The sequence below is a fragment of the Flexivirga caeni genome, assembly GCF_003724155.1.
GTDB classification, from domain to species: Bacteria; Actinomycetota; Actinomycetes; order Actinomycetales; family Dermatophilaceae; genus Flexivirga; species Flexivirga caeni.
This window is the reverse complement of sequence record NZ_RJJQ01000007.1, coordinates 58,998-82,475: the sequence shown is the minus strand read 5'-3', so window position 1 is coordinate 82,475 and position 23,478 is coordinate 58,998. Positions and strand designations below refer to the sequence as shown.

At 69.3% G+C, this 23,478-nt stretch carries 26 protein-coding genes and 1 tRNA gene; 18 read left to right on the top strand and 9 right to left on the bottom strand.

Annotation, left to right across the window (positions count from 1 at the left end; translation table 11 throughout):
* Positions 1-19 precede the first annotated feature (19 nt).
* The 10 genes from xerD (at position 20) to EFY87_RS08360 (ending at position 8,522) form a co-directional block, all read left to right on the top strand.
* Entirely contained in the window at positions 20-943 is a 924-nt protein-coding gene (gene xerD / locus EFY87_RS08405; protein ID WP_281276183.1) for a site-specific tyrosine recombinase XerD, read from the top strand.
* Positions 944-1,130: 187 nt separating this feature from the next.
* Positions 1,131-1,985, top strand: a complete 855-nt coding sequence (locus EFY87_RS08400; RefSeq protein WP_281276182.1) for a ParA family protein — start codon at positions 1,131-1,133, stop codon at positions 1,983-1,985.
* A 5-nt stretch (positions 1,986-1,990) separates the two neighbouring features.
* Positions 1,991-2,902, top strand: coding sequence for a segregation and condensation protein A (locus tag EFY87_RS08395; protein WP_123271027.1), 912 nt, complete (start codon positions 1,991-1,993; stop codon positions 2,900-2,902).
* Positions 2,899-3,528, top strand: coding sequence for an SMC-Scp complex subunit ScpB (gene scpB / locus EFY87_RS08390; protein WP_123271026.1), 630 nt, complete (start codon positions 2,899-2,901; stop codon positions 3,526-3,528). Before EFY87_RS08395 ends, scpB begins: the two co-directional genes overlap by 4 nt.
* Positions 3,525-4,439, top strand: coding sequence for a pseudouridine synthase (locus tag EFY87_RS08385; RefSeq protein ID WP_123271025.1), 915 nt, complete (start codon positions 3,525-3,527; stop codon positions 4,437-4,439). Before scpB ends, EFY87_RS08385 begins: the two co-directional genes overlap by 4 nt.
* Positions 4,436-5,581, top strand: a complete 1,146-nt coding sequence (locus EFY87_RS08380; protein ID WP_342769108.1) for a prephenate dehydrogenase — start codon at positions 4,436-4,438, stop codon at positions 5,579-5,581. The genes EFY87_RS08385 and EFY87_RS08380 overlap by 4 nt, the downstream gene beginning before the upstream one ends.
* Positions 5,574-6,266 (top strand): (d)CMP kinase, encoded by a 693-nt coding sequence (gene cmk / locus EFY87_RS08375; RefSeq protein ID WP_123271157.1) that lies wholly within the window; start codon positions 5,574-5,576, stop codon positions 6,264-6,266. Before EFY87_RS08380 ends, cmk begins: the two co-directional genes overlap by 8 nt.
* Positions 6,241-6,900, top strand: coding sequence for a lysophospholipid acyltransferase family protein (locus EFY87_RS08370; protein WP_123271024.1), 660 nt, complete (start codon positions 6,241-6,243; stop codon positions 6,898-6,900). The genes cmk and EFY87_RS08370 overlap by 26 nt, the downstream gene beginning before the upstream one ends.
* 33 nt (positions 6,901-6,933) lie before the next feature.
* The gene (gene der / locus EFY87_RS08365; RefSeq protein ID WP_123271023.1) at positions 6,934-8,382 is read left to right on the top strand and encodes a ribosome biogenesis GTPase Der; all 1,449 of its coding nucleotides are present in this window, start codon (positions 6,934-6,936) and stop codon (positions 8,380-8,382) included.
* 66 nt (positions 8,383-8,448) lie between these two features.
* A tRNA-Pro gene (locus EFY87_RS08360) sits at positions 8,449-8,522 on the top strand.
* A gap of 540 nt (positions 8,523-9,062) precedes the next feature.
* On the opposite strand, the gene EFY87_RS08355 is transcribed toward EFY87_RS08360, so the two are convergent.
* The 4 genes from EFY87_RS08355 to EFY87_RS08340 all read right to left on the bottom strand — a co-directional run bounded on the left by EFY87_RS08355 (position 9,063) and on the right by EFY87_RS08340 (position 13,221).
* Positions 9,063-10,460, bottom strand: coding sequence for an HNH endonuclease signature motif containing protein (locus EFY87_RS08355; RefSeq protein WP_123271022.1), 1,398 nt, complete (start codon positions 10,458-10,460; stop codon positions 9,063-9,065).
* A 176-nt stretch (positions 10,461-10,636) separates the two neighbouring features.
* Positions 10,637-12,025 (bottom strand): 2-oxoadipate dioxygenase/decarboxylase, encoded by a 1,389-nt coding sequence (gene hglS / locus EFY87_RS08350; protein WP_220093564.1) that lies wholly within the window; start codon positions 12,023-12,025, stop codon positions 10,637-10,639.
* Positions 12,022-12,822 (bottom strand): 3-keto-5-aminohexanoate cleavage protein, encoded by an 801-nt coding sequence (locus tag EFY87_RS08345; protein ID WP_123271020.1) that lies wholly within the window; start codon positions 12,820-12,822, stop codon positions 12,022-12,024. Before EFY87_RS08345 ends, hglS begins: the two co-directional genes overlap by 4 nt.
* Positions 12,823-12,897: 75 nt before the next feature.
* Entirely contained in the window at positions 12,898-13,221 is a 324-nt protein-coding gene (locus tag EFY87_RS08340; protein WP_158607555.1) for an SDR family oxidoreductase, read from the bottom strand.
* Positions 13,222-13,433: 212 nt separating this feature from the next.
* On the opposite strand from EFY87_RS08340, the gene EFY87_RS20285 reads away from it, so the two are divergent.
* Complete coding sequence (locus EFY87_RS20285) at positions 13,434-13,799, top strand: hypothetical protein (RefSeq protein WP_158607554.1); 366 nt, start codon at positions 13,434-13,436, stop codon at positions 13,797-13,799.
* A gap of 555 nt (positions 13,800-14,354) precedes the next feature.
* A complete protein-coding gene (locus EFY87_RS08335; RefSeq protein ID WP_123271018.1) occupies positions 14,355-14,876 on the top strand; it encodes a hypothetical protein in 522 nt (173 codons plus the stop codon).
* Here EFY87_RS08335 and EFY87_RS08330 read toward each other — a convergent pair.
* The 5 genes from EFY87_RS08330 to EFY87_RS08310 form a co-directional block, all read right to left on the bottom strand.
* Positions 14,798-15,391 (bottom strand): RBBP9/YdeN family alpha/beta hydrolase, encoded by a 594-nt coding sequence (locus EFY87_RS08330; protein ID WP_123271017.1) that lies wholly within the window; start codon positions 15,389-15,391, stop codon positions 14,798-14,800. The two genes, EFY87_RS08335 and EFY87_RS08330, sit on opposite strands and share 79 nt — an antisense overlap.
* A gap of 10 nt (positions 15,392-15,401) precedes the next feature.
* Positions 15,402-15,704: an NIPSNAP family protein gene (locus EFY87_RS08325; RefSeq protein WP_123271016.1), complete on the bottom strand. Its 303-nt coding sequence runs from the start codon at positions 15,702-15,704 to the stop codon at positions 15,402-15,404.
* Between the two features lie 90 nt (positions 15,705-15,794).
* Entirely contained in the window at positions 15,795-17,234 is a 1,440-nt protein-coding gene (locus tag EFY87_RS08320) for an amidohydrolase family protein (RefSeq protein ID WP_123271015.1), read from the bottom strand.
* A 44-nt stretch (positions 17,235-17,278) separates the two neighbouring features.
* Positions 17,279-18,814, bottom strand: a complete 1,536-nt coding sequence (locus tag EFY87_RS08315; protein ID WP_123271014.1) for a S53 family peptidase — start codon at positions 18,812-18,814, stop codon at positions 17,279-17,281.
* Between the two features lie 79 nt (positions 18,815-18,893).
* Positions 18,894-19,397: an HNH endonuclease gene (locus EFY87_RS08310; protein ID WP_123271013.1), complete on the bottom strand. Its 504-nt coding sequence runs from the start codon at positions 19,395-19,397 to the stop codon at positions 18,894-18,896.
* A gap of 113 nt (positions 19,398-19,510) precedes the next feature.
* On the opposite strand from EFY87_RS08310, the gene fdhD reads away from it, so the two are divergent.
* The 6 genes from fdhD to gcvH are packed head-to-tail and all read left to right on the top strand — an operon-like array spanning position 19,511 to position 23,457.
* The gene (gene fdhD, locus EFY87_RS08305; RefSeq protein ID WP_245988543.1) at positions 19,511-20,377 is read left to right on the top strand and encodes a formate dehydrogenase accessory sulfurtransferase FdhD; all 867 of its coding nucleotides are present in this window, start codon (positions 19,511-19,513) and stop codon (positions 20,375-20,377) included.
* A 45-nt stretch (positions 20,378-20,422) separates the two neighbouring features.
* Positions 20,423-21,013: a CDP-alcohol phosphatidyltransferase family protein gene (locus tag EFY87_RS08300; RefSeq protein ID WP_123271012.1), complete on the top strand. Its 591-nt coding sequence runs from the start codon at positions 20,423-20,425 to the stop codon at positions 21,011-21,013.
* The gene (locus EFY87_RS08295; protein ID WP_123271011.1) at positions 21,010-21,924 is read left to right on the top strand and encodes a DUF881 domain-containing protein; all 915 of its coding nucleotides are present in this window, start codon (positions 21,010-21,012) and stop codon (positions 21,922-21,924) included. Before EFY87_RS08300 ends, EFY87_RS08295 begins: the two co-directional genes overlap by 4 nt.
* Positions 21,921-22,253, top strand: a complete 333-nt coding sequence (locus tag EFY87_RS08290) for a small basic family protein (protein ID WP_123271010.1) — start codon at positions 21,921-21,923, stop codon at positions 22,251-22,253. Before EFY87_RS08295 ends, EFY87_RS08290 begins: the two co-directional genes overlap by 4 nt.
* A 9-nt stretch (positions 22,254-22,262) precedes the next feature.
* Positions 22,263-23,009: a DUF881 domain-containing protein gene (locus EFY87_RS08285; protein ID WP_123271009.1), complete on the top strand. Its 747-nt coding sequence runs from the start codon at positions 22,263-22,265 to the stop codon at positions 23,007-23,009.
* A 58-nt stretch (positions 23,010-23,067) separates the two neighbouring features.
* Complete coding sequence (gene gcvH, locus EFY87_RS08280) at positions 23,068-23,457, top strand: glycine cleavage system protein GcvH (protein WP_123271008.1); 390 nt, start codon at positions 23,068-23,070, stop codon at positions 23,455-23,457.
* Positions 23,458-23,478 lie beyond the last annotated feature (21 nt).

Here is a 23,478-nt window from a genome sequence, read left to right as displayed (position 1 = left end):
CGCGTGAGAGTGTCGTTCCGTGAGTTCTGCGGTGCAGCGGGCGATGCGCGGGTGGCTGGATCACCTGCGGGTGGAGCGCGGCGCGTCGCGGCACACGCTGCGCGCCTACGAGCGCGACCTGCGCAGGTATGCCGACCATCTGGCGTCCCGGCAGATCGACGACCCTGCCCAGGTCACCGAACTCGACATCGCCGACTTCCTGGCAACCTTGCGGGAGGGCGACCCCGACCACCCACCGCTGGCTGCGAGTTCGGCGGCCCGGACACTCGTCGCGGTGCGCGGTTTCCACAAGTTCCTGACCATGGAGGGCGACACCGCGCAGGACGTCGCCGCGGCGGTCGCGCCGCCCAAACCGCCGCGCCGGCTACCCAAGGCGATCCCGCTGGACCAGGTGGAGCGCCTACTGGCCGCGGCGAGTGTGGGGGACACGCCCGCATCGCTGCGCGACCGGGCGCTGCTGGAGCTGCTCTACGGCATCGGCGCGCGGGTCACCGAGGCGGTGAGCCTGGACGTGGACGACCTCGATTTCGCGTCCGCGTCGGTGCGCGTGCTGGGCAAGGGCGGCAAGGAACGCGTGCTACCACTCGGTCGCTACGCGCGAGACGCGCTCACGGCATACCTGACGCGGTCGCGCCCGGCGCTCGCCGCGAAGGGCGCAGGCACACCGGCGCTGTTCCTCAACCAGCGCGGCGGCCGGCTCTCGCGACAGTCCGCGTGGAACATCATCCAGGCGGCAGCGGCGCGCGCGGACCTGCCCGGACACCTGAGCCCGCACACGCTGCGGCACTCGTTCGCCACCCACCTGCTGGACGGCGGTGCCGACGTGCGCGTGGTGCAGGAACTGCTCGGCCACGCATCGGTCACGACCACGCAGATCTACACCATGGTCACCGTCCAGCAGCTGCGCGAGGTATTCGCCAGCTCACACCCCCGCGCGAGGTGACGCCTCCCCGAGATCTCGTGAATGACGGCTTCTTCGCCGAGCGACGGTGCAATCTCGCCGTCGCTCGGTGAGGAAGCCGCACCTCGCCGCGCGCGGCCCCGGTACGACCGCGCGCGGCGAGGTGCGCGCCGATGTAATAGGTTGGATCGCGATCGCCGAGAGGCCGAACGAGTAACGGGAGCACGCAGTGAGTTCGAAGGAGCAGATCGGGCCGACCGGGCGCCCGCTGCCCACCTTTCCCAAGCCACCGGAGCTGAAAAGCCACGGGCCGGCGCGCGTCATCGCGATGTGCAACCAGAAGGGTGGCGTCGGCAAGACCACCAGCACCATCAACCTCGGTGCTGCCCTGGCCGAATACGGCCGCAAGGTGCTGCTCGTCGACTTCGACCCGCAAGGTGCGCTGTCCGTCGGCCTCGGCATCCGGGCGCACGAGCTCGACACCACCGTCTACAACCTGCTGGTGTCGCGCGACGACGACATCCACGACGTCATCCAGCACACCGTCGACCCGAACCTCGACGTGCTGCCCGCGAACATCGACCTGTCGGCGGCCGAGGTGCAACTGGTCGGCGAGGTCGCTCGCGAAATGGTGCTCGCCCGCGTGCTGCGCCCCGTGCTGGACGACTACGACGTCATACTCATCGACTGCCAGCCTTCGCTCGGGCTGCTCACCGTCAACGCGCTGACCGCCGCCCATGGGGTGCTGATCCCGCTGGAGTGCGAGTTCTTCGCGATGCGCGGTGTCGCACTGCTGGTCGAGACGATCGACAAGGTCACCGACCGGCTCAACCCGCGGCTGGAGATCGACGGCATCCTCGCCACCATGTATGACGGCCGCACGCTGCACAGCCGCGACGTGATCCGGTCGGTCGTGGACCATTTCGGCGACAAGGTCTTCCATACGGTCATCAGCCGCACGGTGAAATTCCCGGACGCGACCCTCGCCGCCGAGCCGATCACCACGTACGCCTCGGCACACGGTGCGGCCGAGGCATATCGCCAGCTCGCCCGCGAGCTGGTCGCGCGCGGCGACGCGGCCTGAGTCCGATGAGCCTCACCCCTGCGGCACCCGCCGAGGCGGTGCCCGGCGGGGTCCTCACTCGTCGCGCAGTAGCCGCGCCGTTCGAGGTGCACCTGGATGTGTTCTCCGGGCCGTTCGAGCTGCTGCTCGGGCTGATCTCCAAGCACAAGCTGGACGTCACCGAGATCGCCCTGGCGAAGGTGACCGATGAGTTCATCGCCCACCTGCGTGCCGCCCAGGAGCAGCAGGCCGACTGGGACCTCGGCCAAGCGTCGGAGTTCGTGCTCATCGCCGCGACGCTGCTGGACATCAAGGCTGCCCGGCTGTTGCCCGACCTGCGCGCGGACGATGACGACGACCTGGCGCTGATCGAGGCACGCGACCTGCTCTTCGCCCGGCTGTTGCAATACCGCGCGTTCAAGGAGGTCTCCGCCGAATTCGCCGAGCGGATGGCGTCGGCCGGCCGGATGACGGCCCGGCAGGCGGGCCTGGAGGAGCGGTTCGCGAAGCTACTGCCCGAGCTGATCATGAACGTCACGCCGGACCAGCTGGCGCGGATCGCCGCGAACGCGATGACGCCACGCCCGGAACCGACCGTCGGCCTCACCCACCTGCATGCCCCGGCGGTCAGCGTGCGCGAGCAGGCCGCGATCGTGATCGCCGAACTGCGCGACCGGCGGCAAGCCAGCTTCCGCTCGCTCGTCGCGGACGCGGACTCGACCCTGGTGATCGTGGCGTGTTTCCTCGCGTTGCTGGAGCTCTACAAGGAGTCGGCGATCACCATGGATCAGCCGGAAGCCTTGGGGGAGTTGATCGTGCACTGGACCGGCGACGAACGTGGCCGGGTCGAAGTGAGCGCCGAGTTCGACGAACTCGACCACGACACCGCGGACGGCGCTGCCGGACCGGGGGAGAGCACGACGGAGGAGGAGCGATGACCGACGAGCGCGACGACCCGCGCACAGCAGACCCACCCGCCGAGGAACAGCCGGCGCTCGACCTGGACGCGATGCCCGGCGGCGCGCGCAGCGCCATCGAGGCGGTGCTGATGGTCGTCGACCAGCCGGTGACGGCGCACGAGCTCGCGACTGCGCTGGAGCTGCCGGAGCCCGATGTGACCGAGATCATCGAGCAGCTGGAACGCGAATACGCCCAGCAGCAGCGTGGATTCACGCTCCGCTGCATCAACCAGGGGTGGCGGGTCTACAGCCGTCCGGACTATGCCCCGGCCGTGGAGAAGTTCCTGCTGGACGGACAGCAGGCCAAGCTTACGCAGGCGTCGCTGGAGACGCTCGCGGTGATCGCCTACCGACAGCCGATCTCGCGTTCGCGCATCAGCGCGGTGCGGGGCGTGAACGTCGACGGCGTGGTGCGGACGCTGCTCACCCGTGGCCTGATCGTCGAGATCGGGACCGAGGGCGAGCAGGGTGCGATGCTGTATGGCACGACCCCTTACTTCCTGCAGCGACTCGGGCTTTCCTCGCTCGACGAGCTGCCGGCACTGGCGCCATACCTGCCGGACGCAGATGTGGTGGACGAACTGATCGCGCAGGGACACGGATGACAGGCAACAGACGAAACAATCAGTCGGGCAACGCAGCCCGGGGTCACGGCAACGGCGGACGCTCCGGCGGTGCCGGTCGCAGCGGCGGCGCGGGACGGCCGGCCCGGACCCGGACGGGCGCGAGCCAGCGGCGGCCGAACGGGCAGCCGGCGAAGGCGGCTGCGCCATACATCGACGTGCACGACCCGGACGGCGTGCGGCTGCAGAAGCTGCTCGCGGCGGCCGGTGTCGGCTCGCGCCGGGTGTGCGAGGATCTGATCCGGCAGGGCCGCGTGCAGGTCGACGGAAACGTCGTGCAGGAACTCGGGGTTCGCATCGATCCGCTGCGCCAGACGGTGCACGTGGACGGCGAGCGGGTCCAGCTGGACGAGTCACGCGTCTACCTCGCGTTCAACAAGCCGCTCGGGGTCGTGTCGACGATGAGCGACGACATGGGACGCCCGTCGGTCGGCGACTACGTCGAGCAGCGCAAGGAGCGCCTCTTCCACGTCGGCCGGCTCGACGTCGAGACCGAAGGCCTGTTGCTGCTGACCAACGACGGCGAGCTGGCCAATCGCCTGCAGCACCCGTCGTACGGCGTGCCCAAGACGTATGTCGCGATGATTCCCGGGCCGGTGCCGCGCACCCTGGGCAAGCAGTTGCGTGGCGGGGTCGAACTCGATGACGGCAAGGTCGCGGTCGACTCGTTCAAAGTCGTCGACTCCACGCCCGGCTGGGCGCTGGTCGAGGTCGTGCTGCACGAGGGGCGCAAGCACATCGTCCGCCGCATGCTCGAAGCCGTCGGGCACCCGGTCGAGTCCCTATCGCGCACCGACGTCGGCCCCGTGCACCTCGGCGAGTTGCGCCCCGGCAAGCTGCGTCCGCTCACGAAGTCGGAGGTCGCCGGGCTCTACAAGGCGGCCGGGCTGTGAGCACCAGCGCTGGTCGCGTGCCGGAGGGGCGAAGCGGGGGAGGCGTATCGAGGCCGAACCGCTCAACCGTCCGCATCGTCGGCACCGGACTGATCGGCGCGTCCATCGGTCTTGCGCTCTCTCACAAGGGTTTTCGTGTGCTGTTGACCGATCCGTCGCCGACTGCACAGGCGCTGGCGGCCGATCTCGGCGCGGGTGTCGTCGCCGACGGCGAACCCGCCGACGTGATCCTGGTGGCGGCGCCGCCGGACGTGGCGGCGCAGGTGGTGGTCGGCCAGCTGACGCGCTGGCCGAACGCGGTCGTTGCCGACGTCGCCTCCGTGAAGGAACGCGTCGCGGACGACATACGGTCCCTGGCCGAGCCCGGGCATCTGCGTCGGTATGTCGGGAGCCACCCGATGGCGGGCCGGGAGCGTTCCGGTGCGGTGGCGGCGCAGCAGGATCTCTTCGAGGGGCGCACCTGGGTGATCTGCCCGCTGCCCGAGTCCGATCCGGAAGCGGTCGAGGCTGTCCATGAGTTGGCGACGGCCACCGGCGCAGCAGTCACCACCATGCCGGCGGCCGAGCACGACGCGGCGGTAGCCGTGGTTTCCCATGTTCCGCAACTGGCGGCGTCCGTGGTGGCCGCGCAGTTGCGGGAGTTGCCCGAGGATGCAATTGCGTTGTCCGGCGGGGGAATTCGTGACGTCACCCGCATCGCGGCCAGTGATCCGATGTTGTGGACCCAGATCCTCGCCGGCAACGCGGGGGCGGTGGCGCCGGTGCTGAACCGGGTCATTGACCGGCTGACAACCGTTGCGGCGGCACTGGCCGGGTTGGCTGGCGAGGCTTCCGCGGACGGCTCGCGCGGTGCTGTGGCGCGGCTGATCTCCGACGGTCAGCTGGGCCACGCACGGATTCCGGGCAAGCACGGGGCGGCGCCGACCAACTACGCGACGGTGATCGTGCCGATCCCGGACGAGCCGGGGTCGTTCGCGCGGCTCTTCAACGACGTGGGTGACGCGGGCATCAACTTGGAGGACCTGCGCATGGAGCACGGGGTCGGCGCGATGGTCGGTCTGATCGAGCTGTCGGTGGTTCCCGCGGCGCTCGATCGACTGCGAGAAGTGTTGGAGGAGAAGGGATGGAGTGTTCATGAATGACCCGCTGATCATTGCGATCGACGGCCCGTCGGGGACGGGGAAGTCGAGCGTGTCGAAGACCGTGGCGACGCGACTGGGCATCAGCTATCTCGACACGGGCGCGATGTACCGGGCGCTGGCGTGGTCCTGCGTTGCCTCGGCGATCGACCTTGACGACTCCGCAGCGGTCAGCGCGCACGCGCAAACGTTCGACCTGCGGATGGGCATGGATCCCGCCGCTCCGTCGGTCGGGGTCGGGGACCGGCGGATCGACCGCGAGATCCGCGAAGACGCAGTGACCTCGGTGGTGTCGCGGGTCGCGACCAACCTCGACGTGCGCGCGAACATGAAGCAACGCCAACGGGACCTGATCGCCGAGGGATGCGCGGCGACCGGCGGTTGTGTCGCCGAGGGGCGTGACATCACCACGGTTGTTGCCCCCGATGCGGCGGTGCGGATCTTGATGACGGCCAGCGAGGATGCGCGGATGCAGCGCCGGTCCCGGCAGTTGCGTGTGGCCACCGAGGCGACACGGTCGCAGATCGTGGACCGTGACCGCACCGACTCGACGGTCTCGCAGTTCACGACGGCCGCCGACGGCGTGGTCACCATCGACACGTCCGACATCGATTTCGCCCAGTCCGTCGACGCCGTGCTCCACGTCGTGAAGGAGGCCACCGATGACCTATCGACCACGGCTGGTTGATGGAGCCCGCTGGCTGGGTGTGCGGCTCGCCCACCTGCTGTATGACGTGCAGCCCCTGCATGAGGAGCGCGTACCGGCTACCGGTCCGGTCATCGTGGTGTCCAACCATGTTGGATTCCTCGATGGCCCAATGGTTTTCATCTTCACCCCGCGGCCGTTGCGCTTCCTGGTGAAGCGGTCCTACTTTTCGTCCGCGTGGGGTGTGTTCCTGAGAGCCACCGGCCAGATCCCGATCGACCAGAACAGCGCCGACCGCGACGCCCTCGGCGCAGCGCGCGAGGTGCTGGCAGGCGGCGGCGGACTCGGCATCTTCCCCGAGGGCACCCGCGGTGGGGGAGCGGTGCAGACTGCGCAGCAGGGTGCCGCGTTCCTTGCACAGGCGACCGGCGCCCAGATCGTGCCGGTCGCGGTGCTGGGCACCAAGGGCACCGGCGGGCGCGACTCGTGGCCGAAGCTGCGCGGCCGCGTGCGCGTGGTCGTCGGTGACGCGTTCACGCTGGAGAAGCACCGCGGGGTGCCCGGCCGGGAGCGGTTGCGACTCTCGACCGAGGAGTTGCGTGCCCGGCTGGCTGCGCACGTGCAGGCGGCGACCCGCGAAACCGGCCTCGCGCTGCCGGAGGGCACGCCCGAATAACGGTTTGCGCCCGTTGTCAGGGATGATGGACCAATGTCTGATTCCCCCCACGACGAGTCGGTCGAGAAGGCCCTGCGAGTCGGGCTCGACGACTTCGACCTCAGCGAAGAGGACCGCGCGCTACTGGCGACTGACGGTCTCGACGCAGCCGACGACGGCGAGCAGCCCGGCCGACCCGTGGTCGCCATCATCGGCCGGCCCAACGTCGGCAAGTCGACGCTGGTCAACCGGGTCCTCGGTCGCCGGGAGGCCGTCGTCGAGGACATCCCGGGCGTCACGCGCGACCGGGTCGCGTATGACGCCGAGTGGTCCGGGCGCAACTTCACCCTCGTCGACACAGGCGGCTGGGAGGTCGACGCCAGCGGCATACACCTGAGGGTTGCGGAGCAGGCCGAAGTCGCGATCGAGCTCGCCGACGCGGTGCTCTTCGTCGTCGACGCGAAGGTCGGCGCGACCGACACCGACGAAGCGGTCGTGCGGCTGCTGCGGCGATCGGGCCGTCCGGTCGTGCTGGTCGCCAACAAGGTCGACGACCAGAAGACCGAACTCGAAGCGGCTGCGTTGTGGTCGCTCGGCCTGGGTCAGCCCTGGCCGGTCTCGGCGCTGCACGGCCGCGGCACCGGTGACGCGCTGGACGCGCTCTTGGAGGTGCTGCCGGAGAAGTCGGCCGTTGCGGCATACGAGCGCGGAGGGCCACGCCGCGTGGCCCTCGTCGGCCGCCCCAACGTCGGCAAGTCGTCGCTGCTCAACAAGCTGGCAGGCGAGGACCGCGTCGTCGTCGACAACGTCGCCGGCACGACCCGTGACCCGGTCGACGAACTGATCGAACTCGGCGGCAAACCATGGCGATTCGTCGACACGGCCGGCATCCGCCGCCGCGTGCACCTGACCCGGGGCGCCGACTTCTACGCGTCGCTGCGCACGCAGGCGGCAATCGAGAAGGCCGAGGTCGCCGTGGTCCTGATCGACGCTGAGGAGAACATTGCCGAGGCCGATATCCGGGTCGTGCAGCAGGTGATCGACGCGGGCCGGGCGCTGGTGCTCGCCTTCAACAAGTGGGACTTGCTCGACGAGGAACGCCGGCACTACCTGGAGCGGGAGATCGAGCGCGATCTGTCCCAGGTCTCGTGGGCACCGCGCGCCAACATCTCCGCGATGACCGGCCGGCACGTCGACCGACTCGTGCCCGGACTGGAGGTCGCACTCGACTCCTGGGACCAGCGCGTGCCCACCGGCCGGCTCAACTCCTTCCTCGGCGAGGTCGTCGCCGCGCACCCGCACCCGGTCCGCGGCGGCAAGCAGCCGCGCATCCTCTTCGCCACCCAGGCGTCCACCCGGCCGCCGCGGTTCGTCGTCTTCGCATCCGGCTTCATCGAGGCGGGCTACCGGCGCTTCCTGGAGCGGCGGCTGCGCGAGGAGTTCGGCTTCGAAGGCACGCCGATCGAGGTCTCCGTGCGGGTGCGCGAGAAGCGGCGCCGCTGAGGCGGCTGCCGATTGGGTCGCACGGTAGGTCGTGCGATATCGTTTCGGTCGCCCCCCAAGGGGCAACGGGATGTGGCGCAGCTTGGTAGCGCATCTGACTGGGGGTCAGAGGGTCGCAGGTTCAAATCCTGTCATCCCGACAGAGAAACCGTTGCGTTGCAACGGTTTTCCTGTTTCTGGGGGAGATTCGCTCTCAGTGGCAGGGCGTTGCAATTGTGGTTGACCTCTTTCCTGACCTCCGGAGTTCAGGATGTTGACCCCTCACCAGCGACGCTTCGCGACAGTGTCAGGTTGGCAGTTTCTCGTCCGGGAGTGCCACCGTGGGCGCGGCGGCACACGGGCTCTTCGCCGAGCGGGGTACTTCGGTGTCGAGGCGGGGTAGATATCCGGTGCTTGAGTGTGCGTGGTTGTACCCCGTTCGGTGGGCTTCTACCCCGCTCGGCGAGAGGAGCGCGCAGCCCGAGGTCGTATGCCGGTCGGCGGGTTCTACCCCGCTCGGTGAGACGTGGTCCTGACTGGCCTGGCGGGGCAGGCTGCGGGATCCTCGCCGGCCAGCGTCAGGCGCTGCAGGGGCCAGGCTTGCCGAACTGGTCCGGTGCCGCTCAGGCAGCTGGTCCGGCACTGCTCGGGCAGGTGCGCTGCCAGGGCCGTGCTGCTCAGGCTGCGGTGGTGGCGCTAGCTCAGGCTGCGTCGCGGGTGGGCATCCGGTCGGGGGTCAAGTCCCAGCACACCCCGGCCGCGGTGACGGCCGCGAGTAGACCCAGCCGGTGGACCAGGTGGTGATGGAAAGCACACAACATCGCCGAATTGATCAAACACGTTTCCCCGCCGGCCCACCATGGGTTCACATGATGGACTTCGCACATGCCCGGTGGCCGGTCACACCCAGGGAAGGTGCACCCGTGGTCCCGGGTGATGACGGCGGTGCGTAAGCCTTTGGTGACCAGCCGCTCTTTGCGCCCCACATCAAGGGGTTCACTCCGGGCGCCGAGGACGATCGGGATGACCTGCGCATCACACGCCAACCGGCGGGCGGCACCCGCATCCAGGACGTCACCGGTCGCCACAACCTGGCCATGCCCCACACCCTCGGTCAGGACATCCAGGTCCATCGTGACCAGCGCGGTCGCCGCCGCACCGGTCGGAGACGCATCCCCGGCCAGCACCTTCGCGGCGGCGGTGATCAGTTCGGTGAGCGCGTCCGCGCGACGTTTCCCCGGGGTCCGCTCATCCGCCACCGTCACACTCGGGTGTTCATCGCACGGGACTGGTTGGGGTGCCGACAGGGCCAGGATCGCGGACTTCATCACCGCCGCACTCGCGGGAGCGAGTTCTGCGGTCAGGCGGGTCATCCCCGTCGGCGTCGTGAACCAGCTCAAGGTTTCGACTGCCTCCAGTTTCGCGTCCTGCGCGGAGAGGGTGTCGGGGGCGTACTGGGCGATGATCATCCGCGTCAACGCCGACACCCCACGAGACCCCAACGCCGGATCCAGGTGCAGGAAGTGACCCAACAGTTCATCCCGCGACGCGCCCGGCAACACCGGGGCCACCTTGTCCGTGTTCGACAACGCCGCCCGGGCCACCGCCAGGGTGCATCTGCCTTCCCGGACAGCATCCGCCACCACGGCATTGCGGCGGTCGCCGTAGGCTTCGGCAACCACGGCCATCGTCTTCGCATCCCGCGGCTCCACCATCGTGCCCGCCTCGACCGCGTGAGCGGTGATCCACTGCACCCCCGACGCCGACACCGACGTGTTCACCTCACCCCGAATATGGGCCTCCGCCACCACCACCGTCGCCACCTGCGCAGCACGAACATGCACGCCCATCAAATGGGTCATCAGGTCCGACAGTCCTTCTTCCCCGAGCTGGTACAACGCACCCGGTACCTCATCCAGAGCGGCTCGGAACTCCCGAGCCATCTCCAGAATCTCCGCAGCACGACCCGGCACCACCGGAGCGGGCGTCACATCGGACATGGTCGGCATACCGTCAATGTCGCCGGAAACGTCACCGCCGCGTGCTCCCGAAACCTCAACCTCGCCGGGCAGCAGAGGCCCGGGATTGTTGGTCGTCATACACGGACCTCCTTGCCGTTCAGTATTTTTCACCGTACCTGTAGTTTACTTGAACGCACCCTGATAGCACAAGAGTTCTATAAGAGTTATTTCCGAACCCTCCTGGATAGCAGGCGCCGCGAGGTGCATCAGCCGGCCATGCCGAGCGTCGTGAGCGTCGCTCGTGGGCTCGATCGTCAGGCGAGGTCGGGGATGCGCAACGTCTCCCGCAGGGCGCGGAGCGAGGCATCGGTCTGCGCCTGGTAGATGAGGTTGGGGTCACGGACCTCACGGTCGATCGCGGCAGACAGCCAGGCCATGTCGCGTGGCGCGCCGCCGCGGTCCTGGTCGACGCTGCCGTTGCCGGAGAGGTTGGAGGCAAAGATCCCTGCGGCGGATTGCGGCAGGAAGTCCTCATAGACGATCGGGTGCAACGTCACCGCACAGGTGTTGATCAGCATGGCGAGGTCGAGCGGCGCTCCGCCGGCCGGCCGACTGGCGGTGAGCGAGTACGTGAAGAAACCCAGGCCTTGGGAATGCAGCGCAGTCTCGGTGTGCGGCATACCCTCCGACCAGACCTGCGCCGCAACCTGCTGCGGGACGGCCACCGGGTCATCGGCGAGCCGGCGATCCACCTCGGCCAGCAGTTCGTCATACAGCGTCCGGCCGCGGGAGGTCAGCGCGATCCCTCTGGCCTCGACCTCGCCGAACCGGACACGGAGGTCACCGCTGCTGATCGACCCGTCCGGCTCGCGGAAGCGGCGGGCCTCCGCCAGCGCACGGAACGAGGTTTGCCGCAGCAGGACGTCGGGACCGTTCCATCGCGGCGGCCCCTGGATCTGGTCGATCATCTCGATCCCTCGGGCCTGCATCCGGCGGTAAAGGTCATCGATGTCCAGAACACGTGGCGTCAGGTGATTGATGTGCGTCGTGCTGACTCCGCCGATGTCTGCAGCCACCGCGGAAACTCGTTCCAGCTCGTGATACCAGGCCCGATCGACCGGGTCGGCTGACAGCGCGAATGCGGCGGTCGCCAGATCCAGTAAGCGGGTTGCGTCGGTTTCCTCGAGCCCGCTCTCTGCTTCGGCCCGGTCCGCCAGGGACAGCAGCTCCGGGCAGAACAACTCCCGCTGGTCGATGAAGCGGACCAGTCGTTGCTCCAGATCGGCGTCGAAGAACCTGCGGTCCTGCGGGACGAGCATCGAGGTGAAGACCCGGAACGGGTTCTGCGCGAGCTCGGCGGGGTCAGCGGGCCGAAATGCGGTGGCGATGACGGGGATCGGCTCCGGACGGGCGTCGCGCAGGTCGTAGAAGCCCGCTGGCGTCATACCGAACGCACCGAAGATCCGGGCGACCTGGGCCGGCTCGGTCGGGCTGCCGACCCGGATGGCTCCATGCCGCTCTGCGGTGACCCGGTGCGCGCCGCCGAGGCGCCCAGCGGCAGGACCACCGGCCGACAGGACGTCCTCGTTGACCTGGCGCGAGACCTCGACCAGCGTCGTATAGGCCGGCACCTCGCGACCATAGAGCCCGGACAGTGCGGCAGCGAACCGAGTGCGCAGCCGCGTGCTCGTCACCATGGTCATGGTCGCATTCCTGTCCCTCGGGTCGATGGAGAAACGTGGGCCGTCCGTGTCCGTTCGTCCGGCCGGGATGGGGCCGCCTCAATCATGCGACGGGCGGCTCTGACCAGCGCAGCATTGTCGGGTGTTGAGTTCCCGTCGGGAAGGACGAGGCTGTCTTCTAGCCCGATGCGGGTGGGCAGGCCGAGCCGGACGGCCTCGCGCAACGCCGGCCAGCAGCTCGTCCCCTCGCCGTGCAGCAGCACCGGGATGCGGTCACCCGTGGCATGTTCGATCAGAGTCAGCAACTGCCGAGCGATCGCGACGGTCTCGTCCGTGCCCGGCCCGTCCGGGATTTCGAGCAGGATGCGTGAGCAGCGTTCGCGGACAGGTGATTTCGACCAGTTGCCAACTGCCGCGGGATGCCAGAGTCCGGCCTCGATCTCGACATCCTGATCGAGGAGCGCCTTCGCTACGTCGTCAGCTCCGTCCTCGTGCCAGTTGACGGACGCGAAGTCCGGCTGGGCCGTCCAGCACCTGATGGCAGCGACTCTGCGTGCCGGGTCCGGGACGGCCCAGGCTCCGGTCGTCGTACCGATCGGCAGGCGGGGTGCGCAGGCTCGCGCCGCGCTGAGCACCCGTGCCAGTGGTGCAGCCGCCAGCGTGTCCGCACCGTCCTCGTCCTTGACGTGCACGTGTATCGACTCCGCACCGGCTGCCGCGACCGCGAGCACGTCGGCAGCCACCTGGCCGGGTGAGACGGGGATTGCCGGATGTTCGGGTGGCCGACGAGCGCCATTGAGGCACGCCTGCAGAAACATGCCACCACTCTTGCACCCCGGCACGTCGTGCCCGAGCCGGATGCAGTTCGCAGTCCCGTCGAGAACCGGCTGCAGTCAGACCGCGATGTATCCGCCGTCCACGAGGATCTCCGCACCGGCCACATACGAGGCCTCGTCCCTCGACAGGAAGAGCACGACCCGAGCAACCTCGACTGCCTGCCCCACCCACCCGAGCGGGATGGCCTCGACGAACGGCGCGATGCTCTCCGGGGTCCGCATGAGGTCGCGGTTCTGCTCGGTCGCATCAATGACTCTGCCGGGCACGGAGTTCACGCGGATGCCGTACGGAGCGAAGTCGGCGGCCGCAGCCTTCGCCAGCAGCTGACTGGCGCCCTGAGTGGTCCGCTCGCAGAGATGATGACGAGCCGGTTGGTGCACTATCGAAGCCAATTGACCACGAGAAGTGGCGATCCGATGATCGCGCCACAGTCGTGCGCGTGCGATCCAACGACGCGCGCGAGCGCCGCGCGGTCGTCTACGACAAACAATGAGCAGCGGTCTGGTGTTCTACTGTCCGCTGTCGTCCTGAGCGGGCCCGGCCGGGCCCGCGGTATGGCGCGGCACGGACACGAGAGTTGGAGGGTGCGCCCATGATCGACGATCCCGGCGACAATGCGGGTTCGAAGTCGCTCGACGCGGATCCCACCCCGGGCAACGGTGTTGTGGAGGACGCCGAAGTCGCCAGGCGTGCCGGCCGGCAGTCGCTTTCCCGCGCGGATCAGGCAGAGCGGCTGAAGGAGAGCATCTACCTGGTCGGACCGGTCGGCACCACGGAAGGAGGTTGCGTTGGCGACTGCCTCGCTACCCCAGGACGCTACCCGTGGACCCAGACCTCGACCAGCTCCGCACGCAGGCGCGTGAGTTGCAGCGTGCCGCGCGAGCTCACGACCCCGACGCGCTCGAACGACTTGGTCGCGCCCATCCAGCGTCACCTGCCTCAGAGACGTTCCCGCTGACAGCCGCGCAACTCGTGCTGGCCCGCGAGCACGGATTCGCCACCTGGAACGGGCTGCGCCGATACGTGCAGGTCGTCACCGCGAAACGGTGGAACCCCGACCGACCCCCACCCACGGGAGAGCCGGTGGCGGACCAGTTCCTGCGCGCCGCCTGCCTGACGGTCAGCGGCGACCACCCCGCTGACCCGGTCACCGCGAAGCTACTGCTCGCCGCGCATCCCGGACTCCCGGCGGAGAACCTGTATGTCGCAGCAGCGTGCGCCGACGGGAGCGCGGTGCGCCGGCATCTCGCGGCACGGCGCTCCGCTGCGACATCGACCGGCGGTCCGCACGGCTGGTCGCCGCTGCTTTATCAGGCGTATGCCCGCCACGACCCCGGCATCGGCAGAGACGCAACCCTCGAGACCGCACGCCTACTCCTCAAGGCTGGTGCCGACCCGAATGACGCCCGGTTCTGGCACGGACTGCCGACCCCGTTCACGGTGCTGACAGGGGTTCGGCGGTGGCGAGCACGCCGACACGGAGCACCCGCATGCCATACCTCTTGCCGGGGCGTTGCTCGACGCTGGCGCGGATCCGAACGACGAGCAGACGCTGTACAACCGGATGTTCGACGCCCGCGACGACCACCTGGTGCTGCTGTTCGGCTACGGCCTGGGCCGTGACACGAACGGTCCGTGGCACCGGTTGCTGGGGGAGTCGCTCGCGTCCCCGGCGGACCTGTTGCGCGGACTGCTCGCCTGGGCGATCACCCACGACCAGCGTGCGCGGGTGGCGCTGGGTGCTGCCCACGGCGTCGACATCACCAGCAGGTTCGCCGAGGTCGCTCCCCGACGCCGCTACACGCCGGTCGGCCTCGCGCGGCTGCATGGCCGCTGCGAGATCGCCGAGCAGCTGGTGGCGCTGGGTGCTGCCGAGGCGCGGCTGGGCGCGCCACTTCGGCCGAGCAGACGTCGTCGAGTTGCTCGAACCCTTGACGCGACAGGGCGTCTGACGACTCAGCTGCCCGGCGCCCCGCTGGCGAACCGAGCTGCGGGGTTGAGGCACCAGCCCAACGCGGCGGGCCACGGACCGTAACCGTCGGCGGTCGTGAGGTGTCCGGCGCCGGGCAGCGTCTCGGCGTCCAGCCCAAGCGGACGTCCGTAGAGCTCGGCGGCAGGCGCCTCCGGGCAGGTGGGGTCGTTGTCGGACGCCACGAGCCGGACCGATGAACGCGCCGATGCGGCAAGCACATTCGCCTTCCAGAGCTCTGGCGCGAACCGCGCCAGCCCCAGCTCGCTCAGCACCGAAGGGCTCGCCGGGGCGACCAGCAGCAGGCGATCCGCGGGACGGCTCAGCCGGCCGGTGCAGGCCGCGAGATACCAGAGGCTGCACGCCAGGCTGTGGCACACGACGACGCGTTCGTTGCCCAACTCGTCCAACTCCGCGTCGAGCACGTCGAGCCAGGCGGCTGGTTGCGGGTCGTCCGGATCCGGGAGTTGCGGATAGCGGACTCGCTCGCCGCGGTGACGCAGTTGCCCGGCCAGCCACCGCTGCCAGTGACCGCGTGGCCGGTGGTTGCCGTAGCCGTGCAGCAGCAGGAAGCCGCGCATGGCATCGAACTCAATTCGCGCGCCGCAGGAACGACCGGCTCTCGGCACGGATCGCCGCGGCTGCCGACACGTCCGCGATGTTCTGCCGCGCGTCCGGGTCGGCGGCCAGGCGCGCCCGATAGGCCTCGTATGACGCGAGCGACTCGAAGTCGATCAACGCGAGCGCAAAGTCGGTCGCGCCCTCCTTCGGCAAGTAGTAACCGACGAGCGACCCACCACATCGCTCGATGATCGGCGCCCAGCGGGTCGCGTACTCCTCGAATGCAGCGACCTGCAGCGGGTCGATCCGATACTGGATGCAGCAAGTGATCATGGCGCAGCCTCCCGGTACGGGACGCCTCGGCGGCACCCTCATCGCCACAGCATCCGTCCGGAAGCCTTCGGTGGCCGCCGAAGTATGCCGTCACTCAGGCTCAGCGAACTCCGGGAGCGTCATCGGCGACACCTCGTCGAGTGTTCGGCCCGCCCAGTCGCCTTCGTGCCAGTGGCGCCATACCCGCTCACCGGCCGCTTGCACCCCGCGGGCTGCTGCTGCGGAGTCGGTCCGCAGCACCGTGCCGTCCTCGACCACCGGAACACCATCGACCAGCACATCCGCCAGGTCGGACGGCTGGGCGTAGTAGACGATGTTGCGGATCGGGTCCCGCAGCGGAGCCATGCCGAAGGAGTCGGTGCGCCAGAAGAGCAGGTCGGCCTTCGCGCCGGTGCTGATCCTGCCGAGGTCGTCACGACCGAGCAGTTTCGCCGCGTTGACGGTCGCCGCGTCGAAGACCCGTTTCGCGGTCGAGGTGTCGGCCCGCCGCGAGGTGATCTTCCCGGAGATCGCCGTCCAGCGCAGCGATTCCAGCATCGACTGCGGTGCGGTGTCGGTGCCGAGGCACATGTTGACACCGGCTTCGACATACTCCGGGAACGACTCCATCAGGATGCCGCGCCGGGCGAAACACCAGGCGTTGTAGGACACCGAGGTGCCACTGCTCGCGAGCAGGCCGAGGTCGTCCCCGGCGAAATTGACCCAGCTGTTCCCCGTGACGAAGATTGCGTGGCCGAGCACTGTGTCCGGGCCGAGGAAGTCGATGTCGGCGAGCCACTCGATCGGGGTGCGGCCGTGCCGCCGGGTCATCTCCTGGAACTCCCAGACGCCCTGCGCCGCGTGCAACGACACGGGCACCCCCAGCTCGCGTGCGGCCTGCTTCGTGTCGCGCAGCAACTCCGCGGTGCACGTGTCGACCTGGGCCGGGCCGAGGAAGCCCCGGACCCGCGCGTCCTGCTCCGCGTTGTGGGCGGAGATGAAATCGACGGCCCGGTCGAGCCCCGCACGCCCAGCGGCTTCGTCCCACTCGTAGTCGACCCGTCGCCCGTCGGGCGTGAACCAGCGGCCGGAGCGGAACGACGGCGCGACATACCCGCGCAGGCCCACCGCGTCCAGGCGCTCGGCGACATATTCCGCCTCGTCGCCGAGATGCAGCACCGTGGTGGTGCCGGAGCGCGCCAGTTCGATGAGCGAGTAGTCGACGCAGCTGCGCATGCCAGCCTGCGTGAGCCCGGCGTCCTCCGCCGGCAGGATTTCGATCAGTCCGGTCAACCAGAACTGGCGTGGGCCGTAGTCCTCCTGCACCGACTTGTCGATCGGCGAGGTGTGCAGGTGGGAGTGCGTGTCGATGAATCCAGGCGTGATGATCCGGTCCGGCAGGTGCCGTATGACGTCGGCCGATCCGTCATACGTCTTCCCGACATGGACGATGCGGTCGTCCTCGATCACCACACAGCCGTCGCGCAGCAGGCGATGGCCGTCGTCCTGGAACGCCACGATGTGGGGCGCGGTGAACAGCGTGCGTGTCATGGACCCCGATCCTGGTGCCCGGCGGTGCGGGCGTCCAGGACGTCTCAGCCGCCGAATGCGGTGACTGTCGACGGGTCCGGCACGCCGAGGCCGGTGCACGCGTCCCAGCCCGGGCCGGCCGAGAAGGCGCCGTTGCTGCCCGACGTGATGTCGCGCAGCGCGGTGACCGGTTTGCCCGGGGCAACACCGGCATACAGCGCGGTCTGGGCCAGACCGGGCCGCTTGCCGGTGACCTGTGCGATGCGGGCGATCAGGCCGGCCCACAACGGCGCCACCGCAGACGTGCCGCCGATGACTGTGGCGCTGCCGTCCACGTAGACCTGGTAACCGGTTTGCGGGTCCGCGTCTCCGGCGACATCGGGCACGCCCCGCCCGCCCGTGGCGCTGGTGGGCTGCGGCACGCCCGCGGCCGACTGCCAGGCCGGCAGGGCGAAGACATCGCTCACTCCGCCACCCGTCGCACCGCCGGATCCGCCGTCGTTCCAGACGGTTTCGCTCTGCACCCGACCGCCGCTGGCATGCAGGGACGTCCCACCACAGCCGAGCACGTGCGGGCTCGACGCCGGGAAGTCGACGTGCGTGCCGCTGCCGCTGGTGTCGTTGTCGGCGCTGCCGTTGTCGCCGGCGGCGACGGTCACGGTGATGCCGAGCGCGACGGCGTCGGCGAACGCGTCGTCCATGGCGGTGCGCGCCTGCGCGGTCCACTGGTCCTCGCTCTGGCCCCAGGAGATGCTCATGGCGACCGGCGCGGGGGAGGCATGCGTCGCGGCCGTGATCGCGTCGAGGAAGCCGGCGTCGGTGTTGGGTGCGAAATAGACCACGACCGACGCCTTCGGGGCGATTGCCCCAGCGACCTCGATGTCGAGCAGCACCTCCCCGTCGGCACCCTGCGGGGCCCGGCCCGGGGTGTTCTTCGCTCCGTCGACCTCCCGCGCGGTGACTGTCGGCGTCGCCAGCCCGAGACCCCTGAAGTAGGTGTCGAGATCGGACTGCCCGAAGCCGCCGCCGAGCTCGACGATCGCGATCGTCTGCCCGGTGCCGTCGGCCTGCGGCATGCCGTAGATCGTGGCCAGCTGGAGCGGCGTGTATGACGTGGCGACCGCTTTCGGATCGGCGACGATGTGGCGCGTAGCAGCCTGCGGCCGGTTGTCGAGTCCGAGCACCGCGGTGACCACCCCGCGCAGCGCAGCCGGCACGGACAGGGCGCCGTCGCGCACCCGCCATGTCCGGTCGCCGCTCGACTCGTGTGCAGCGTGCAGCTGCGTGCCGAAGAACGCGGCGATCACCGGCGCCGGCCCGGACACCCGCACGGTGCGGGACTCCGGACGTTCGCCGAGCACCGTGAGTCCTGCCTCCGTGACGGCCGCCCGGACGGCGGCGACGTCAGCCGGGTCGGCGCCATACCGCTCGGCCAGTTCGCTGCTGGTCAGCGGCGCCTGCCCGGGCTGGTATGGCGGGAGCGCGCCCCGTCGCCGGAGCACGAGCGTGGCGACGACGGTGGTCTCCGGCGACAGGTCGGCAAGGGCGCCGGCCCACGTGGAACGAACGCTGCCGGGGAGTTCGACCAGTTCGATGTTCATGCCATCGAGTATGTCCGCACCCACCGACAACCGGAGCGTTCCGCCCGTGCCGAGTTGTGCCTCGTCATACGGCCGCCGGCTACCAGGCCAGGTCCTCGCGGGTCGGCACGAACGGCTCCCACAGCAGCGGCATGCCGGCTTCCTCCGGCGTGCGGTCGGCCTTGCGCTGGTTGCACGGCACGCAGGCGGCGACGGCGTTCTCCCAGTCGGTGGCGCCGCCGCGCGACTTCGGCAGGACGTGGTCCATCGTCGTCGCCACTGGCAGACCGCAGTAACCGCACTGGCCGTGGTCGCGCTTGAGCACACCCGCCTGGCTGTAGACCGGCGTCCCGCGGGAGAACTGCTCCCAGGTGATCTTGACGCTCTCCTCGGTGAGCTTCAGGCCGCCGCGCTTGGCGTAGGCCCAGGTCATCTTCACGTAGCGCAGCAACCGCAGCACGGTCGGCTTCGGGAAGGGTCCGAAGGTCTCCTCCGGGTGCGCTTCCTCGACCGTTGCGACGCCGCGCCAGAGCATGTTCATGGCGTGCTTGACCGACACCGTGTGCAACGGCTCGTAACCCGCGTTCAGGACCAGGACCGACATAGTTGACCTCCTTCCACCACCTGGAAATGGTCACCGCATCGGAGCGCGATTGCATCCCATTATTGGCGAACAGCTGCCGAATTTCCTGGAAGGGAGGCTTATCCTGCATGGGCGTGGTCCGTCGCCCGGGCGGACGACCGGGCGGAGGTATGGCGGCACACATGGGGCGGATCACCAGCCGGCACAAGGTCGTGCGCATCGATCTCGACCACGGGGTCAGCTCCCGCGTCGAGACCGTCGCGGTGGAGGAGCCGCTCGAAATCCGGGTCGACGACGAGGTGCTCACCGTCACGATGCGCACCCCCGGTCACGACATCGAGCTCGCCCACGGACTGCTGCAGGCCGAAGGCATCATCACCGGCGCGGACGACGTGCTCGCCGCGCGCTACTGCGCCGACACGACCGTGCTGAACGTCCTTCAGTTGCAGCTGCGTTCGCGCTCCGGTGTCCCTGCGACCGCCCAGCGCAGTCTCGTGTCGCACGGCGGCTGCGGGCTGTGCGGGAAGACCAGTATCGACGCCATCGCCCGTTCCCCTGCGTATGACGCAATAGCGCTCAGCGCGGACGGTCCTCTCGTGCCGGCCGGGCGGATCGCCGAGCTGCCGGACCTGCTCCGGCACGGCCAGCCGATCTTCGAACGCACCGGGGGAGTGCACGCCGCCGGGCTGTTCGGGCCGACGGGCGATGCGGTCGTCATCCGGGAGGACATCGGCCGCCACAACTCGGTCGACAAGATCACCGGCTGGGCGCTGCTCCACGCATATCCGACCGGGCAGAGCATCGCGATGGTGTCCTCGCGTGCGTCGTTCGAGATCGTGCAGAAGGTCGCAATGGCCGGCATACCCGTGCTCGCGTGTATTTCGGCGCCGTCCAGCCTCGCGATCGAAGCGGCCGAGCGGCTGGGCGTGACCCTGATCGCGTACGCCCGCGGCCGCCGGCTGACGGTGTGCAGCCACCCCGGCCGGGTGGCGTTCCCGTAGCGCGCCGCGTCCGCACCGTTGGCGGGTTCACCTAACCTGGGACCCGTGACCGACACGACGCCGCTCTACCGGCAGATCTGGACAGTGCCCAACCTGCTGTCGATCGGCCGGCTGATCGGTGTCCCTGTGTTCCTATGGCTGATGGCAACCGATCACCGGCTGTGGGCCCTCTGGGTGCTGGCCGCGTCCGGTGTCACCGACTACCTGGACGGCAAGATCGCCCGCAAGTACGGCCTGGTCACCCGCCTCGGGCAACTCCTCGACCCGGCCGCCGACCGGCTCTACATCCTGTCGACGATCTTCGCGCTCGCCTGGAAGCACATCATCCCGTGGTGGCTGGTCGGCCTGCTCGTGCTGCGCGAGCTGATGGTCTTCGCGCTCGGCCCGGCCTTGCGCAAACACCACCTGCCGATCCCGCCGGTGCACTTCGTCGGCAAGGCGGCCACCTTCTGCCTCATCTACGGCTTCCCCCTGGTGCTGCTCGGCAGCCTCGACAACCCGTGGGGGCACACGGCCCGGCCGATCGGCTGGTCGTTCGTGTGGTGGGGCACGGTCCTCTACTGGCTCGCCGGGGTGATGTATGTCGGCCAGGTGCGCGGCATGGTCCGGCGGGCGACGCAGTCGCTGGCTCGATGACCTCGCCGCAGCGACCCACCGACGGGGCGACGGATCCGCCCGCGCCCGCGGCCGATCCGGCCTGGTCGATGTCGTTGATCAACAACCTGATGCGGACCCCGCTCGACCCCGGCTACCAGGCGGCTGCGGACAGGCGTGCGGCAGCGGGGAAGCCGGCCTCGACCGGGCTGCGCTCGCCGTTGCTCATCGTGACCCTCGTTGTCATCGGTGCCTGCCTGGCCGTGGCGGCTCACGCGCTGCGGGTGCCGCAGGCCGCCACCGACTCCCGCCGGACGGAGCTGATCGGTGGCATCAGGGCGCGGCAGCACGACATCGCCGCCGACAGCCGGACCATCGACACGACGCGGCGGCAGATCAGCCGGCTGCAGGAAGCCGCACTCACCCGCCAGCACGACACCTCGCTGGCGAAGCGGCTCACGACGCTGGAGCTCACGACCGGCTCGGCGCCCGCACACGGCCCGGGCCTGGTGCTCACCGTCAACGACGCCGCCGGCGCCGGCACCGATGCGCAGGGCAACCCGCGCACCGACACGTCCGACACCGGGCGCCTGACCTCGACCGATCTGCAGATCGTCGTCAACGGGCTGTGGGAGGCCGGCGCCGAGGCGGTGTCGATCAACGGCCAGCGGCTGACCACGCAGACCGCGATCCGCTTCGCCGGCCAGGCGATCCTCGTCAACTTCCGGGCGCTCAGCCCGCCATACGCCATCTCGGTGATCGGTGGTCCCGGCGTCGCCGACAGCTTCCGCGCGGATTCGGGAGGCGCCTACCTGCGTGCCCTGGTGAGTGACTACGGCATCCGGGAAGACCTGGCGACCAAGGATGCGGTCGATCTCCCGGCCGCGGTGACAGCACCACTCGCTCACGCGTCGGTGCAGCCGGCACCGTCCACGTCCCGAGGAGGGTCATGATCCCGGCCATCGGCCTGCTCGTCGGTCTCGTCATCGGCATCGTCCTGCACCCCGACGTGCCACTCGGGCTGCAGCCCTACCTGCCGATCGCGGTGATCGCCGCGCTCGACGCCGTGTTCGGCGCGGTGCGCGCGGTGCTCGACGGGATCTTCGACGACAAGGTGTTCGTCGTGTCGTTCCTGTCCAACGTGGTCGTGGCAGCGCTCATCGTCTACCTCGGCGATCAACTCGGCGTCGGCTCCCAGCTGTCCACCGGCGTGGTGGTCGTCCTGGGCGTGCGCATCTTCAGCAATGTCGCCGCCATCCGCCGGCACCTGTTCCATGCGTAGGCAACACCGATGACCGCCCCGGCTCGCGAGCGGGAGGAGAGTGTCCGCGCCGGCTGGGCGCGACTGTGGCGTGCCGGCCGGCCACGCCTCACCCGCGCCAACCTCTACATCTGCGTGCTCGCCATGCTGCTCGGCTTCGCCATGGTGGCGCAGGTGCACGAGACCCGCTCGTCCGGGCTGGAAAATCTGCGCCAGGAGGACCTGGTCGCGCTGCTCGACAGCGTCAACCAGCAGTCGCTGAAGCTGAGCAAGGAGGCGGACGAGCTCACTGCCACCAAGAAGCAGCTCGAATCGGGCACCGGCGACCAGGCCGCGCTGCAGGCCGCCACTCAACGGCTGGAGACCCTCGGCATCCTCGCCGGAACGCTGCCCGCCACCGGCCCCGGGATCCGCCTCACCATCGGCGACCCCGGCAACAACGTGCGACCCAGCGACATACTCAACGCGGTCGAGGAGCTGCGCGACGCGGGCGCCGAGGCGATGCAGATCAACGGGGTGCGGGTAATCGCCGCCACCTACTTCGCCGCATCCGGCGGCACCGGGATGGTGATCGACGGCACCACGGTGCATGCGCCATACGTCATCGTGGCGATCGGCGACCCGCACACGATGGCGACCGCGATGGCGATCCCCGGCGGCGTGGTCGACGGACTGAAGCAACTGCACGCCACGCCCGTGGTGACATCCGAGTCGCGGGTTGCGGTGACCGCGTTGCGGCCCGCGACCAGCCCTCGTTACGCTCAGCCTGACAACTAGTGACCCGGGACGTCCGCACCCGGCTGTGCCCGAATCCATTTCGTGTCCAAGGAGACTCATGAGCGACCTGGAATACCCTGCCGACCTTCGCTACACCTCCGACCACGAGTGGGTGAAGGACCGCGGTGACGGCGTCGTGCGCGTCGGCATTTCCGCCTTCGCGCAGGACGCACTCGGTGACGTCGTCTACGTGAGCCTGCCCGCGGTCGGCGACTCCGTCGCGGCCGGCGACGCCTGTGGCGAGGTCGAGTCGACCAAGTCGGTCAGCGACCTCTACGCGCCGCTCGCGGGGGAGATCACCGCGATCAACGAGCAGTTGGACGCTACGCCCGAACTCGTCAACAACGACCCGTACGGCGAGGGCTGGATGTACGAGCTGAAGCTGGCCGACGACGGGGCGCTGGCCGGGCTGCAGGACGTGGACGCCTACAAGGCGACACTGACCTGAGCGTACGATCGACCTTTCCGA

What these genes read in the sequence shown, in the direction of transcription:
- EFY87_RS08395 (WP_123271027.1), top strand. Translation starts at nt 1,991, where the DNA reads ATGAGCCTCACCCCTGCGGCACCCGCCGAGGCGGTGCCCGGCGGGGTC.
- scpB (WP_123271026.1), top strand. Translation starts at nt 2,899, where the DNA reads ATGACCGACGAGCGCGACGACCCGCGCACAGCAGACCCACCCGCCGAG.
- EFY87_RS08385 (WP_123271025.1), top strand. Translation starts at nt 3,525, where the DNA reads ATGACAGGCAACAGACGAAACAATCAGTCGGGCAACGCAGCCCGGGGT.
- cmk (WP_123271157.1), top strand. Translation starts at nt 5,574, where the DNA reads ATGAATGACCCGCTGATCATTGCGATCGACGGCCCGTCGGGGACGGGG.
- EFY87_RS08370 (WP_123271024.1), top strand. Translation starts at nt 6,241, where the DNA reads ATGACCTATCGACCACGGCTGGTTGATGGAGCCCGCTGGCTGGGTGTG.
- der (WP_123271023.1), top strand. Translation starts at nt 6,934, where the DNA reads ATGTCTGATTCCCCCCACGACGAGTCGGTCGAGAAGGCCCTGCGAGTC.
- EFY87_RS08355 (WP_123271022.1), bottom strand. Translation starts at nt 10,460, where the DNA reads ATGACGACCAACAATCCCGGGCCTCTGCTGCCCGGCGAGGTTGAGGTT.
- hglS (WP_220093564.1), bottom strand. Translation starts at nt 12,025, where the DNA reads ATGACCATGGTGACGAGCACGCGGCTGCGCACTCGGTTCGCTGCCGCA.
- EFY87_RS08345 (WP_123271020.1), bottom strand. Translation starts at nt 12,822, where the DNA reads ATGTTTCTGCAGGCGTGCCTCAATGGCGCTCGTCGGCCACCCGAACAT.
- EFY87_RS20285 (WP_158607554.1), top strand. Translation starts at nt 13,434, where the DNA reads ATGATCGACGATCCCGGCGACAATGCGGGTTCGAAGTCGCTCGACGCG.
- EFY87_RS08330 (WP_123271017.1), bottom strand. Translation starts at nt 15,391, where the DNA reads ATGCGCGGCTTCCTGCTGCTGCACGGCTACGGCAACCACCGGCCACGC.
- EFY87_RS08325 (WP_123271016.1), bottom strand. Translation starts at nt 15,704, where the DNA reads ATGATCACTTGCTGCATCCAGTATCGGATCGACCCGCTGCAGGTCGCT.
- EFY87_RS08320 (WP_123271015.1), bottom strand. Translation starts at nt 17,234, where the DNA reads ATGACACGCACGCTGTTCACCGCGCCCCACATCGTGGCGTTCCAGGAC.
- EFY87_RS08315 (WP_123271014.1), bottom strand. Translation starts at nt 18,814, where the DNA reads ATGAACATCGAACTGGTCGAACTCCCCGGCAGCGTTCGTTCCACGTGG.
- EFY87_RS08310 (WP_123271013.1), bottom strand. Translation starts at nt 19,397, where the DNA reads ATGTCGGTCCTGGTCCTGAACGCGGGTTACGAGCCGTTGCACACGGTG.
- EFY87_RS08295 (WP_123271011.1), top strand. Translation starts at nt 21,010, where the DNA reads ATGACCTCGCCGCAGCGACCCACCGACGGGGCGACGGATCCGCCCGCG.
- EFY87_RS08290 (WP_123271010.1), top strand. Translation starts at nt 21,921, where the DNA reads ATGATCCCGGCCATCGGCCTGCTCGTCGGTCTCGTCATCGGCATCGTC.
- EFY87_RS08285 (WP_123271009.1), top strand. Translation starts at nt 22,263, where the DNA reads ATGACCGCCCCGGCTCGCGAGCGGGAGGAGAGTGTCCGCGCCGGCTGG.
- gcvH (WP_123271008.1), top strand. Translation starts at nt 23,068, where the DNA reads ATGAGCGACCTGGAATACCCTGCCGACCTTCGCTACACCTCCGACCAC.